The following is a 13,093-nucleotide window of genomic DNA, read 5'->3' on the forward strand; positions in this document are numbered from 1 at the left end:
GTGTTGAAGTATGAGAGCGTCACGTCATTGCCCGGCGGTGTTGATCGCCGCGCCGGCTTCCGGTCAGGGCAAGACCACGGTTACCGCTGCTTTGGCCCGGTTGCATCGCAATCAGGGGCGCAAGGTGCGGGTGTTCAAGTGCGGCCCTGACTTTCTTGACCCCATGATCCTCGAGCGCGCCAGCGGTGCGCCGGTGTATCAGGTGGACTTGTGGATGGTGGGAGCCGAGGAAAGTCGTCGCCTGCTGTGGGAAGCCGCCGGTGAGGCGGACCTGATCCTGATCGAAGGCGTGATGGGGTTGTTCGACGGCACGCCGTCCAGTGCCGATCTGGCGCGACATTTTGGCGTGCCGGTACTGGGTGTGATTGATGGCACCGCAATGGCTCAGACCTTTGGTGCGCTGGCTCTGGGGCTGGCGCGTTATCAGCCGGACTTGCCGTTTGCCGGGGTGCTGGCCAATCGGGTTGGCACCGTGCGCCATGCACAGTTGCTTGAAGGCAGCCTGACCGAAGGCTTGCGCTGGTATGGCGCGCTGTCCCGCGAAACCGGGATCGAGCTGCCCAGCCGTCACTTGGGGCTGGTGCAGGCCAGTGAACTGAATGATCTGGATGCTCGCCTCGACGCGGCGGCCAATGCCTTGGCCAGCACCTGTGAGGTAGCGCTGCCACCGCCGGTCGAGTTCGCCGCGCCTGAGCCGGTGGCTGTCGAGCCGCTGCTGGCCGGGGTGCGGATTGCCGTGGCCCGCGACGAAGCCTTTGCTTTTACCTACGGCGCCAGCCTGGAGTTGTTGCGTGACATGGGCGCCGAGTTGGTGTTCTTCTCGCCGATCCGCGATACCGCCTTGCCCGAGGCGCACAGCCTGTATTTACCCGGTGGTTATCCTGAATTGCATCACCTTGAGCTGTCGCGCAATGCGCCGATGCTGGAGGCGATTCGCGCCCATCACGGTGCCGGCAAGCCACTGCTGGCCGAGTGCGGCGGCATGCTTTACCTGCTCGATGCCCTGACCGATGTTGACGGTCAGCGCGCCGAACTGGTGGGGTTGCTGGCAGGGGAGGCGACCATGCAAAAGCGCCTGGCGGCCCTGGCGTTGCAAGCCGTGGACATGCCCGAAGGGCTGTTGCGCGGCCACACCTATCATCACTCGCTGACCAGCACCGCGCTCGAACCCATTGCTCGCGGCCTGAGCCCCAATGGCGGGCGTGGCGCCGAAGCGGTGTATCGCGAAGGGCGGATGACCGCTTCTTATGTGCACTTTTACTTCCCGTCCAATCCTCAGGCCATTGCCGCGTTGTTCGCGCCATGTGCCGTGAAGGTGCCATGAGCGATAACGCCTTTAGCCCGCAAGAACGCGCCGCCGTTTACCGCGCCATCGCCGAGCGCCGTGATATGCGCCACTTCAGTGGTGGCAGTGTGGCACCCGAGTTGTTGTCGCGTTTGCTGGAAGCGGCGCATCAAGCCCCAAGCGTGGGGCTGATGCAGCCGTGGCGGTTTATCCGCATTACTGACCGCGAGTTGCGGGGCAAGATACAGGGCCTGGTGGAAGAGGAGCGGGTACGCACCGCAGATGCCCTGGGCCAGCGCTCCGATGAATTCATGACGCTCAAGGTCGAAGGCATCAACGATTGCGCCGAGGTGCTGGTGGCAGCCTTGATGGATGACCGCGAAAAGCACATTTTCGGTCGGCGGACGCTGCCGGAAATGGATATGGCGTCGCTGTCCTGTGCCATTCAAAACCTGTGGCTGGCCGCTCGTGTCGAAGGCTTGGGTATGGGCTGGGTGTCGTTGTTCGAACCGCAGGCCCTGGCTGATTTGCTGGGGTTGCCCACAGGGGCAAAACCGCTGGCGGTGTTGTGCCTGGGGCCGGTTGAAGCGTTTTATCCGGCACCGATGCTGGTGCTGGAAGGGTGGGCGCAAGCGCGTCCGCTCAGTGAACTGGTGTATGAGAATTATTGGGGGGTGAGTCCATGAGTGTGGCGTTGCTGTGCGTCGCCGGGGTGGCGCTGGATGCGTTGCTCGGCGAGCCCAAGCGCTGGCATCCGCTGGTTGCCTTTGGCCGTATGGCCGAGCGTATTGAGCAGCGTTTCAATTCCGGCGGCCGTGGCTGGCGCAGTCATGGCGTCACGGCCTGGGTGCTGGCCGTATTGCCGTTGACGATCCTGGCCACCGCCCTGTCCTGGCTGCCCTATGTCGGTTGGCTGGTGGAAATCCTGGCGCTGTATTGCGCGTTGGGCATGCGCAGCCTGGGCGAGCATGTGCAACCGGTGGCCGAGGCGTTGCGTGCCAATAATCTGGATGAGGCACGCACGCGGGTCGGGTACCTGGTCAGCCGCCAGACCAGTGAACTGGATGAGACTGAAGTGGCCCGCGCTGCCACCGAGTCGGTGCTGGAAAACGGCAGCGATGCCGTGTTTGCCGCGATTTTCTGGTTTGTGGTGGCCGGTGCGCCGGGCGTGGTGCTCTATCGTTTGAGTAACACCCTGGACGCGATGTGGGGCTATCGCAATGAGCGTTTTGAGCGCTTTGGCTGGGCCGCGGCGCGGATTGACGATGTTCTTAACTATATTCCTGCAAGGTTGGTAGCACTGACCTACGCCGTATTGGGTAAAACCCGGCTGGCCTTGAAGTGCTGGCGCAAACAGGCGCCGCAGTGGGACAGCCCCAATGCTGGCCCGGTGATGGCGGCTGGCGCGGGGGCGCTGGGTGTGGAACTGGGCGGCCCGGCGATTTACCACGGCGAACTGCATGAGCGCCCGCAACTGGGTGAAGGCACGCCAGCGGATGCCGACTCGATCGGCCGTGGCTGGCAACTGGTGCAGCGTGGTGTGTGGCTGTGGTTGCTGATTCTGTGTGTGTGGAGTGAATTCTATGCTTGAGCACGGCGGACGTTTACGCAAGGCTGCGTTGCACTACGGCATTGCCGAGGCCGATTGGCTGGACCTGTCCACCGGTTTGGCGCCCTGGCCTTTTGCGATTCCTCAAGTGCCCGAGCGTGCCTGGGCGCGCTTGCCTGAGACCGACGATGGCCTTGAACAGGCCGCCTGTGCCTATTACGGGGCGCAGCAGGTGCTGCCGGTGCCGGGGTCGCAATGTGCCATCCAGTTGCTGCCGCGCCTGCGCCGCAGTGGCAAGGTTGGCGTGCTGTCGCCGTGTTACGCCGAGCATGCCCATGCCTGGCGGCACAGCGGGCATATCGTGCGTGAAATCATGGAACAGGAGGTGGATTTCTACCTCGACACACTGGATGTGCTGGTGGTGGTCAACCCCAACAACCCCACGGGTTTGCGCCTGTCGGCAGAGCGTTTGCTGGAATGGCATGCGCGGCTGGTACAGCGCGGTGGCTGGCTGGTGGTGGACGAAGCCTTTATGGACAACACCCCCGAGCTGAGCCTGGCGGCCCATACCCAGCGTACCGGGCTGATCGTGTTGCGCTCGTTCGGCAAGTTCTTTGGCCTGGCGGGCGTGCGCCTGGGCTTTGTGCTGGCGGAGCCAAAGTTGCTCAAGTTGCTGGCCGAGCAAGTTGGCCCCTGGGCTGTCAGCGGGCCGACGCGAATTGTCGGGCAGGCTTGCCTGCTCGACACCGAAGGCCATAGCCGCCAGCGCGAGCGCAGTGACCTGGCCAGCGGGCGCCTGGAGCGTTTGCTGGGCTTGCACGATTTGCCGCCGCAAGGGGGCTGTGCGCTGTTCCAGTGGCTGATCACGCCCCACGCCGAGCGTCTTTACGAATTTATGGCCCATCGCGGCATTTTGCTGCGCCTGTTCACCCACAACAGCAGCGTGCGTTTTGGCCTGCCCGCCGATGAGGCCGACTGGCAGCGCCTGGAGATGGCGCTGGCGGCGTACACCAAGGAAACCACATGAGTACGTTGATGGTGCAGGGCACCACATCCGATGCCGGTAAAAGCACCCTGGTGACGGCCCTGTGCCGCTGGCTGACCCGTCAGGGCGTGGCCGTGGTGCCGTTTAAACCGCAGAACATGGCGCTCAACAGTGCAGTCACCGCCGAAGGCGGCGAGATCGGTCGCGCCCAGGCGGTACAGGCCCAGGCGGCCGGGCTGGCGCCGCACACAGACATGAACCCGGTGCTGCTCAAGCCCAACAGCGACACCGGCGCCCAGGTGATTATCCACGGCCGTGCCGTGACCAGCATGAATGCAGTGGCGTACCACGACTACAAGGCCATCGCCATGCAGGCGGTCCTGGCCTCGCACCAACGCCTGAGTGCGGCGTATCCGGTGGTGATGGTCGAGGGCGCAGGTTCGCCGGCCGAGATCAACCTGCGTGCCGGCGATATCGCCAATATGGGCTTTGCCGAAGCGGTGGACTGCCCGGTGGTGCTGATCGCTGACATCAACCGTGGCGGGGTGTTTGCCCATCTGGTCGGCACTCTGGAGTTGCTGTCCGAGACCGAGCAGGCACGGGTCAAGGGCTTTATCATCAACCGCTTTCGCGGTGACATTGCCTTGCTCCAGCCGGGGCTCGACTGGCTTGAGCAGCGCACCGGCAAACCGGTGATCGGCGTGCTGCCATATGTGATGGACTTGCATCTGGAGGCCGAGGATGGCATCGACCAGCGCCAGACCGACAAGGTCGAGCAGGTGCTCAAGGTCGTGGTGCCTGTGTTACCGCGCATCAGCAACCACACCGACTTCGACCCGCTGCGCCTGCACCCGCAGGTCGACTTGCAGTTCGTTGGCCCGGGGCAGGCGATCCCGCCCGCCGATCTGATCATCCTGCCCGGCTCCAAAAGCGTGCGCAGCGATCTGGCCTATCTGCGCGCCAATGGCTGGGACACGGCCATCAGCCGTCACCTGCGCTATGGCGGCAAGTTGCTGGGGATTTGCGGCGGTCTGCAGATGCTTGGCGAGCAGGTTCACGACCCGTTGGGCCTTGAAGGCACTGCGGGCAGCAGCGCCGGGTTGGGCTTGCTGGCCTTCAGCACCGAGCTGGCTGCCGAAAAGCAGTTGCGCAACGTGCGCGGGCATCTGGCTTTGGAAAACGCCGCTGTCATGGGCTACGAAATCCACGCGGGCGTCACCACTGGCGCGGCGCTGGAGCAGCCGGCGGTGTATCTGGACGACGGCCGCTGCGACGGTGCACAAAGCGCCGACGGGCAGATTTTTGGCACCTACCTGCATGGCCTGTTCGAATCGCCCGCCGCATGCAGCGCGATGTTGCGCTGGGCCGGATTGCAGGATGTGCAGGCGGTGGACTACCACGCCCTGCGCGAGCGGGACATTGAGCGGCTGGCCGATCTGGTGGAAAACCATCTGGATACGGCTTATTTGCGCGAACTGTGCGCAATTTGACAGGCCTGTCGCCTGATCCGGCATCCACCAGGATTGCGCTGAACCGGTGGGAGCCGGGCTTGCCCGCGATGGCATCAGCGGCCTTTAGAGGTATACCAACATGCTGCAACTGATTTTGGGCGGTGCCCGCTCGGGCAAGAGCCGCCTCGCTGAAAAACTGGCGGCCGAGTCCGGCTGCGTCGTGACCTACATTGCCACCAGCCAGCTGCTGGATGGCGAGATGAATGAACGCGTGCGCCATCATCGCGAACGCAGGCCCGGGCATTGGGCGCTGATTGAAGAACCCATTGAGCTGGCCCGCATACTGCGTGACAACGCGCGCGCCGATACCTGCCTGCTGGTCGATTGCCTGACCCTGTGGCTGACCAATCTGCTGATGCTGGAAGACTCGCAGCGCCTGACCGCCGAACGCGATGCGCTGCTGCAATGCCTGGCCGAGCTGCCGGGTGAAATTGTGTTTGTCAGCAACGAAACCGGAATGGGTGTCGTACCGCTGGGCGAATTGACTCGCCGCTATGTCGATGAAGCCGGTTGGTTGCATCAAGCCCTGGCCGAGCGTTGTCAGCGAGTCGTGCTGACAGTGGCGGGCCTGCCCCTGACGTTGAAAGGAACTGCACTATGAGCACCCCCTGGTGGCTGAAACCCTGCAAACCGGTTGATCGTGACCAGCAAACGGCGGCTGGCGAGCGTCAGCAGCAGTTGACCAAGCCTGCCGGCTCCCTGGGCCAGCTGGAAGCACTGGCGGTGCAACTGGCCGGGCTGCAGGGGCGGCTCAAGCCCCGTGTCGATCAGGTGTGGATCGGCATTTTCGCCGGTGATCACGGCATTGTCGCCGAAGGTGTCTCGGCCTATCCGCAGGCAGTCACCGGGCAAATGCTGCACAATTTTGTCAGCGGCGGCGCAGCGATCAGCGTGCTTGCCCGGCAGTTGGGCGCGCAGCTGGATGTGGTGGACCTGGGCACGGTCACGCCGATGCTGGAGCTGGCGGGTGTGCGGCACCTGCAGTTGGGAGCGGGCACGGCCAACTTTGCCCAGGGCGCGGCGATGTCTGACAGTCAGGGTTTGAAAGCCCTGCAGGCCGGGCGCGACAGTGTGCTGCGGGCGCAGGCGGCAGGCAGCGAGCTGTTTATTGGCGGTGAAATGGGTATTGGCAACACGGCGTCCGCCAGTGCGGTGGCCAGTGCATTGCTTGGGTGCCCGGCTTCATTGTTGACCGGCCCGGGCACCGGCCTGGATGCCGCAGGCGTCAGCCATAAGGCACGGGTGATTGACCGGGCACTGGCGTTTCATGACGGGTATCTCGACGATCCGCTGCAAACACTGTTTCGTCTCGGCGGTTTTGAAATTGCCGCGCTGGTCGGGGCCTATGTGGCCTGCGCCCAGGAAGGCATCGTGGCAGTGGTGGACGGGTTTATCTGCACTGTCGCGGCCATGGTTGCCGTGCGCCTGAACCCGCAGTGCCGCGAGTGGCTGGTGTTCAGCCATCGCGGAGCAGAGCAGGGCCATCGCCATGTGCTCGAAAGCCTGCAGGCCGAACCCTTGCTTGAACTGGGCCTGCGCCTGGGCGAAGGCAGCGGTGCTGCGCTGGCGGTGCCGTTGATGCGTCTGGCTTGTGATCTGCACGGGCAGATGGCGACGTTTGCTGAAGCCGCAGTGGCAGATCGCCCGGCATGAGCGTGCAGCTGGATTTGCTGCGCCACGGTGAGACCGAGCTGGGCGGCGGCTTGCGCGGCAGCCTGGACGATGCCTTGACGCCACTGGGCTGGGCGCAGATGCGCGATGCGGTCAAGGGGGGCGGGCCGTGGGACCGTATTGTCAGTTCGCCACTGCAGCGTTGCGCCTTGTTTGCCCGGGAGTTGAGCGCGCAGCTCGATATTCCCCTGTCCTTCGACAAGAACCTGCAAGAACTGCATTTTGGCGCCTGGGAAGGGCAGAGCGCCGCAGCGCTGATGCAAACCGATGAGCAGGCCCTGGGCCAGTTCTGGGCTGATCCCTATGCCTTTACTCCACCGGAAGGTGAGCCGGTGCTTGAATTTTCGGCGCGGGTGCTGTCGGCAGTGGGCCGTTTGCAGCAGGATTTCGCCGGTGAGCGGGTGCTGGTGGTGTGCCACGGCGGGGTGATGAAACTGCTGCTGGCCCGGGCTCGCGGTTTGCCCCGCGAGCAACTGTTGCAAGTACCCGTGCTACACGGCGCCATGTTTGGCTTGCAGGTCGGCGCGGATGGCGAGTTGATCGAGGTTGGCGGGTGATGCTGCCATTCTGGATTGCCCTGCAGTTTTTGAGCAGCTTGCCGATTCGCTTGCCCGGGATGCCGCAGCCTCAGGAACTGGGGCGCTCGTTGCTGTTTTATCCGCTGGTGGGGTTGTTGTTCGGTCTGCTGCTGTACGCGGTTAACGGTCTGCTGGCCGATACGCCGTTGATGTTGCACGCCGCCTTGTTGCTGACCCTTTGGGTGTTGCTCAGTGGCGGCTTGCATCTGGACGGTCTGGCGGACAGTGCCGACGCCTGGCTGGGCGGTTTTGGCGACCGTGAACGCACGCTGACCATCATGAAAGACCCGCGCAGCGGGCCGATTGCGGTGGTTGTGCTGGTGCTGGTGCTGTTGCTCAAGTTTTGTGCGCTGCTGGCGTTGCTGGAACAGGGCAATGGCGTCGCCTTGTTGATCGTGCCACTGATCGGGCGCAGTGCCTTGCTGGCAGTGTTTCTGACCACCCCTTATGTGCGGGCTGGTGGTTTGGGTCAGGCACTGGCCGATCACTTGCCGCGCAAGTCGGGCTGGTGGGTGCTGGGGCTCAGTGCCCTGGGCTGCGTAGTGTTGGCCGGTCATGCCGGGTTGTGGGCTCTGGGCCTGGCGGCACTGGGGTTTGTGTGGCTGCGCCGGGTGATGATGCGCCGCTTGGGCGGCACCACGGGCGATACCGCCGGGGCGCTGCTGGAATTGCTCGAAGTGCTGGTGCTGGTAGGTTTGGCGCTGATCTGAAGTTGCACGTGCTCTTGTGGGAGCGGGCTTGCTCGCGATGGTATCAACTCGATAAACCTGACACACCGAGCTGCCTGTATCGCGAGCAAGCCCGCTCCCACAAAAAAACCGGGCAGGCGGCACTGCATAAATCTTGATTCTCTTTTATTGCGGGTATATACATACAAAATGTTACCAACCCAGTGTTTATGTACCAATCTGCGGCGTGCGGCACGTGGCGTGAGCAGGCATTACGACGGGGCTCTCGATGGCTTCGGGATCAACGTTGCCCAGTATTCCTTGCTGTGCAATCTCAAGCGGCTCGATCAACCCAGCATTTCCACCTTGGCCGAAGCGATGGGGCTGGATCGCAGTACGTTGGGCCGTAACGTGCGGGTGCTTGAGGGGGCCGGGTTGCTGAAGATGACCGAGGGCGCAGATCAGCGTAACCGGCTGGTGTGCCTGACCCAGGCAGGCGAGGATTGCCTCAAGGCCGCCTTGCCGGCCTGGGAGGCTGCACAGCAGCGTTTGATGGACCGCTTGGGTGAAGCCAAGCGCGCGCAGTTGCTACAACTATTGGATGAGTTGGCGGGTTCTGACTGAAGGTCAGTCCCTCGATTATAAAAGGGTATATACCCGCTCCCGGAGAACAACAATGACATCGGTGTGGCGCAACAGTGGTTGGGTACTGCTTGGCAGTGCGCTTATTTTGGCGCTGTCGTTGGGTGTAAGGCATGGGTTCGGGCTGTTTCTGCCGCCCATGAGTGCGCAGTTTGGCTGGGGGCGTGAGGTGTTTGCGTTTGCCATCGCCCTGCAAAACCTGATCTGGGGCCTGGCCCAGCCCTTTACCGGGGCGCTGGCGGACCGCTTTGGCGCTGCCAGGGTGGTGATTGTCGGTGGCGTCCTGTATGCGGTGGGGTTGTTGCTGATGGGTTTGTCGGATTCGCCGCTGTCGCTGTCATTGAGCGCCGGACTGCTGATTGGTATCGGGTTGTCGGGCACTTCGTTCTCGGTGATTTTGGGCGTGGTGGGCCGTGCCTTGCCAGCAGAAAAGCGCAGCATGGGCATGGGGATCGCCAGTGCGGCGGGGTCCTTCGGTCAATTTGCCATGTTGCCCGGCACCCTGGGCTTGATTGGCTGGCTCGGTTGGTCGACGGCGCTTCTGGTGCTGGGAGTGCTGGTGGCAATGATCGTGCCTCTGGTCGGCATGCTCAAGGATCGCCCGCTACCCAACCTGGGCGGCGAGCAAACCCTCAAGGAAGCGCTGCGTGAGGCCTGTTCGCACTCGGGCTTCTGGTTGCTGGCGTTCGGCTTTTTTGTCTGCGGCTTTCAGGTGGTGTTTATCGGTATCCACCTGCCGGCGTATCTGGTGGATCAGCATCTGCCTGCGACGGTGGGCACCACGGTGCTGGCGCTGATCGGCCTGTTCAATATTTTCGGTACCTATACCGCCGGCTGGCTGGGCGGGCGCATGTCCAAGCCGCGCCTGCTGACTGCGCTGTACCTGGCGCGCGCCGTGGTGATTGTGTTGTTCCTGTGGGCACCTGTAACGCAGTTCAGTGCTTACCTGTTCGGCATGGCGATGGGCTTTTTATGGCTGTCGACCGTACCGCTGACCAATGGCACGGTGGCGACCCTGTTTGGCGTGCGGAACCTGTCGATGCTGGGCGGCATTGTGTTCCTGTTCCATCAACTGGGTGCATTTTTGGGCGGCTGGCTGGGTGGCGTGGTCTATGATCAGACCGGTAGCTATGACCTGATCTGGCAGGTCTCGATTGTGTTAAGTCTGCTGGCAGCCGCCTTGAACTGGCCGGTGCGCGAGCGTCCGGTGGCCCGTTTGCAGGCGCAGGGGAGTTTGGGGTGAATACAGCGTGGATGTGGCTGGGGGCAGTGAGTGGCGGTGCCTTGTTGCTGGCCCTGGTCTGGTGGGGCTGGCATCAGGGCGGCTTGGCCATGATGCAATTGGGCATGGGTGCTTGCTAGTGTGGCGGCGGGTGAGTAAGTTCTAAGCTTGCCTCTTATTCAAGGACACTGATGATGCTCAAGCGCTGGATTGCGATGCCTGTACTGCTGTTGGCCTGCGCAGGGTCGGTGTGGGCAGCGGATTGCCCGCCCTTGCTGGAGGGCTCGCTGCCCAAATTGCGGGCCAAGGAATCGATCGATCTGTGCCAGCGCTTTGCCGGCAAACCGCTGTTGATCGTCAATACCGCGAGCTTTTGCGGCTTCGCCCCGCAGTTCAAGGGGCTTGAGGCGTTGAACCAGCGCTACAAGGGCCAGGGCCTGGAGCTGATCGGTGTGCCCTCGGATGACTTCAAGCAAGAAGCCAAGGATGGTGAGGAGACGGCCAAGGTGTGTTACGTCAACTATGGCGTGACCTTCACCATGATCGACCCGCAGCATGTGCGCGGGCCGGATGCGACTCACCTGTTCAAGATCCTGGCCGAGCAAAGTAATGCGCCGAAGTGGAACTTCTACAAATATGTGGTAGATCGCCAGGGCAATGTGATTGCCAGCTTCTCCAGTTTGACCAAGCCTGACAGTCCTGAATTGATTGAGGCCATCGACAAGGCCATTGCTTCCAGGCCCTGAATCGCAGCCATTAAAAATCCCCGCCTCGGTAACGAGAGCGGGGATTTTTTTGATTCAGCAGGCGAGGGGGTTAGCCTCGCGGTGAATCAGAACTTGTAGGTTGCACCTACTGCAAAACCGTTGGCGCTGTTTTCGTACTTGGAGCTGTAGTAGCTGCCGAGAGCTGCCTTCTGGTCATCAACCTTGACCGACTCTTCCTTCAGGTAGGAATAGGCAGCATCGATTGTCAGGTTCTCGTTGACGGCATAACCGGCACCCAGGCTGAAAATCGTACGGTCGCCAGTAGGGATGCGAGGCGAGCGATTTTCATTGTTGGTAGGCGACTGGTCCCAGGTCAGACCGGTACGCAGTACCCACTGCTTGTTCAACTGATACGAAGTACCGATAGCGTAAGCCCAGGTATCGTGCCAGTTTTGCTCTTCCTTGATCGTGGTGAAAAGTGCAGGGGCTGCACCGCCGCCGGCCGCAGCAGTAACGCCTTCGTTCTGTACGGTGATGTCTTTCAGGCGGCTCCAGCGAGTCCAGGTGGAACCTGCATAGACCTTCCACGCGTCATTGATCTCTTGAGTAACCGACAGATCCCAGGATTCAGGCGTGTCGATTTTCAGAGTGGCGTCATAGCGGTTGCTTTTCAGGCGGGCGGCAGTGAACGGATCGCTGCTGGCTGTTACGTTGGTGTGACCTTCAAGCTTGTACTTAACCTTTGAGTGGTAAGTCAAACCTACCCGCGTGGTGTCGGTAGCTTGTACCAGGATACCGGCGTTGAAGCCCAGGGCGGTATCGTCACCCTTGATTTTTACATTGCTGTCGCCTGCCCCGGCCAGCGGGTTGGGGGTCAGTCGAAGCTCGGATTCAAGAGTACCGGCAATGCGGTTGATGGTCGGGCCAAAACCAATCGACACGCGATCATTGAAGGCATAGCTGACGGTTGGTTGCAGGGTAACAACCTTCACTTCGCTTTTGCTGCCAAAGCCACGGCCCTGGAAGCTGCTTTCGTAGTCGGTCACAAGGCCGAACGGGGCATAAACGCCGAAGCCGACTGCCCACTGGTCATTCAGCTTGTTGGTGTAAAAGCCCATCGGAACGCCTGTGAACGGCACCATGTCACCTTTGTTGGTGCCCTTGATGCTGCCATTGGCATCCTTGATATCGGTCGAAGCATCAATAACAGCGATACCGCCTGTTACTTGCTGGCCGCTGAGGCGGGACATACCGGCAGGGTTACCAAAAACGGTACTGGCATCGTCGGCAGAAGATGAACGACCTGCGAAACCGGTCCCCATACCGCTGACGCTTTGTTCGTTGAGTGCGAAGCCGCTAGCGAAAATCTGGCTGGAAGCCAAAGTGACGGCGAGGCCAAGTGTGGTCTTGAGCATTACTTTTTTCATTATTAGAACTCCTTATGATCACCGGACGAAAACTACCAACATTTTTGTTGAAGCGCTATAGGCTAAATCGCAGAAGATAGCGATGTTTTGTAGGACAATCCGACCGGATTTCAGGCTGTTTGAAGATCATTACAGTTGTTTGAAATTTCAAGCAACTTGGTTGAGAGGTGAAACGCAGGTGCGCCAGGCATGGGCGAAATCACGTAAACGCCCATGTGGTTCAAAGGCTTGGCGCCAGATCCTGGCCATGCCGAGCAGGTCGTCGGCGGCAGGAATGGCTATTTTTTGTTGCTCGACCAAAAACCAGGCAATGGCCGTGGCGTAACGCAAATTGACCGTCAGCTCCAGATGAGGGCTGCACAGGAACGCATGCTGGCTGGCCAGCCCGCGAACCAGGCTCGCCAAATCCGGGTCGTGGGCCAGGTACTGATCCCACAGGGCGGCATGGCGTAACTCGCGGATGCAATACAGGCCGTGACCATGACGATCATGCAGTGCCGAGCCCAGGTGCGACTGGCTGGCTGCAATACCTAGCAACAAAGCTTCTGCATCCGGGTTGTCTTGCCCCAGATAAAGAAGCGTTGGCCGGATCACGAATTGGCTCAACTCCCTGGCAGCGATACCCATATAGCCCTCGAAGCCTGAAAATGACCAGCGATACCCCGGCGCTTGGCAGCGGTGAATCGAAAGGGTTCGCTGGAAGCGGAGCAGGCCGCTTGAGTTGAAGTGTAGTGTCAAATTCTTGCTGTAACGGCCTGTTTTTAAAACATTTAAAGCATCGGCCCGCGAGCTATATATCCGCAAGTAATTAAACAATGCCGGATATTTCTTAAAGTGCAGGCAATAAA

15 protein-coding genes are annotated in these 13,093 nt (G+C 61.4%); 13 read left to right on the forward strand and 2 right to left on the reverse strand.

All coding sequences use genetic code 11. The features are described from left to right. Positions 1 to 10 precede the first annotated feature (10 nt). The 13 genes from BLU25_RS21005 (at position 11) to BLU25_RS21060 (ending at position 10,857) form a co-directional block, all read left to right on the forward strand. Positions 11 to 1,324 carry a cobyrinate a,c-diamide synthase gene (locus BLU25_RS21005; protein WP_029611285.1) on the forward strand — a complete coding sequence of 438 codons (1,314 nt, stop codon included), beginning with the start codon at positions 11 to 13 and terminating at the stop codon, positions 1,322 to 1,324. After that, complete coding sequence (bluB, locus tag BLU25_RS21010) at positions 1,321 to 1,971, forward strand: 5,6-dimethylbenzimidazole synthase (RefSeq protein WP_016779868.1); 651 nt, start codon at positions 1,321 to 1,323, stop codon at positions 1,969 to 1,971. The genes BLU25_RS21005 and bluB overlap by 4 nt, the downstream gene beginning before the upstream one ends. Further along, the gene (gene cbiB, locus BLU25_RS21015) at positions 1,968 to 2,876 is read left to right on the forward strand and encodes an adenosylcobinamide-phosphate synthase CbiB (protein ID WP_083369815.1); all 909 of its coding nucleotides are present in this window, start codon (positions 1,968 to 1,970) and stop codon (positions 2,874 to 2,876) included. Before bluB ends, cbiB begins: the two co-directional genes overlap by 4 nt. After that, positions 2,869 to 3,861, forward strand: a complete 993-nt coding sequence (gene cobD, locus BLU25_RS21020) for a threonine-phosphate decarboxylase CobD (protein WP_083369816.1) — start codon at positions 2,869 to 2,871, stop codon at positions 3,859 to 3,861. Before cbiB ends, cobD begins: the two co-directional genes overlap by 8 nt. Beyond that, the gene (locus BLU25_RS21025; RefSeq protein WP_016779871.1) at positions 3,858 to 5,309 is read left to right on the forward strand and encodes a cobyric acid synthase; all 1,452 of its coding nucleotides are present in this window, start codon (positions 3,858 to 3,860) and stop codon (positions 5,307 to 5,309) included. The genes cobD and BLU25_RS21025 overlap by 4 nt, the downstream gene beginning before the upstream one ends. A 100-nt stretch (positions 5,310 to 5,409) precedes the next feature. Then, positions 5,410 to 5,931 (forward strand): bifunctional adenosylcobinamide kinase/adenosylcobinamide-phosphate guanylyltransferase, encoded by a 522-nt coding sequence (gene cobU, locus BLU25_RS21030; RefSeq protein ID WP_016779872.1) that lies wholly within the window; start codon positions 5,410 to 5,412, stop codon positions 5,929 to 5,931. After that, a complete protein-coding gene (gene cobT, locus BLU25_RS21035; RefSeq protein ID WP_016779873.1) occupies positions 5,928 to 6,983 on the forward strand; it encodes a nicotinate-nucleotide--dimethylbenzimidazole phosphoribosyltransferase in 1,056 nt (351 codons plus the stop codon). The genes cobU and cobT overlap by 4 nt, the downstream gene beginning before the upstream one ends. Beyond that, positions 6,980 to 7,558 (forward strand): alpha-ribazole phosphatase family protein, encoded by a 579-nt coding sequence (cobC, locus tag BLU25_RS21040; RefSeq protein ID WP_016779874.1) that lies wholly within the window; start codon positions 6,980 to 6,982, stop codon positions 7,556 to 7,558. Before cobT ends, cobC begins: the two co-directional genes overlap by 4 nt. Further along, complete coding sequence (locus tag BLU25_RS21045) at positions 7,558 to 8,289, forward strand: adenosylcobinamide-GDP ribazoletransferase (protein ID WP_016779875.1); 732 nt, start codon at positions 7,558 to 7,560, stop codon at positions 8,287 to 8,289. Before cobC ends, BLU25_RS21045 begins: the two co-directional genes overlap by 1 nt. Before the next feature lie 168 nt (positions 8,290 to 8,457). Further along, on the forward strand, positions 8,458 to 8,871 hold the full coding sequence (locus tag BLU25_RS21050) for a MarR family winged helix-turn-helix transcriptional regulator (RefSeq protein ID WP_029611286.1): 414 nt from the start codon (positions 8,458 to 8,460) through the stop codon (positions 8,869 to 8,871). Between the two features lie 52 nt (positions 8,872 to 8,923). After that, the gene (locus BLU25_RS21055; RefSeq protein WP_016779877.1) at positions 8,924 to 10,132 is read left to right on the forward strand and encodes an MFS transporter; all 1,209 of its coding nucleotides are present in this window, start codon (positions 8,924 to 8,926) and stop codon (positions 10,130 to 10,132) included. Further along, positions 10,129 to 10,251 carry a hypothetical protein gene (locus BLU25_RS23860; protein WP_255311572.1) on the forward strand — a complete coding sequence of 41 codons (123 nt, stop codon included), beginning with the start codon at positions 10,129 to 10,131 and terminating at the stop codon, positions 10,249 to 10,251. The genes BLU25_RS21055 and BLU25_RS23860 overlap by 4 nt, the downstream gene beginning before the upstream one ends. Before the next feature lie 54 nt (positions 10,252 to 10,305). Continuing rightward, entirely contained in the window at positions 10,306 to 10,857 is a 552-nt protein-coding gene (locus tag BLU25_RS21060; RefSeq protein WP_016779879.1) for a glutathione peroxidase, read from the forward strand. Positions 10,858 to 10,943: 86 nt separating this feature from the next. On the opposite strand, the gene BLU25_RS21065 is transcribed toward BLU25_RS21060, so the two are convergent. Beyond that, positions 10,944 to 12,245, reverse strand: a complete 1,302-nt coding sequence (locus BLU25_RS21065; protein WP_016779880.1) for an OmpP1/FadL family transporter — start codon at positions 12,243 to 12,245, stop codon at positions 10,944 to 10,946. A 147-nt stretch (positions 12,246 to 12,392) separates the two neighbouring features. Further along, positions 12,393 to 12,872 (reverse strand): hypothetical protein, encoded by a 480-nt coding sequence (locus tag BLU25_RS21070; RefSeq protein ID WP_016779881.1) that lies wholly within the window; start codon positions 12,870 to 12,872, stop codon positions 12,393 to 12,395. Positions 12,873 to 13,093: the final 221 nt, after the last annotated feature.

This window comes from Pseudomonas fragi, assembly GCF_900105835.1.
Taxonomy (GTDB): domain Bacteria; phylum Pseudomonadota; class Gammaproteobacteria; order Pseudomonadales; family Pseudomonadaceae; genus Aquipseudomonas; species Aquipseudomonas fragi.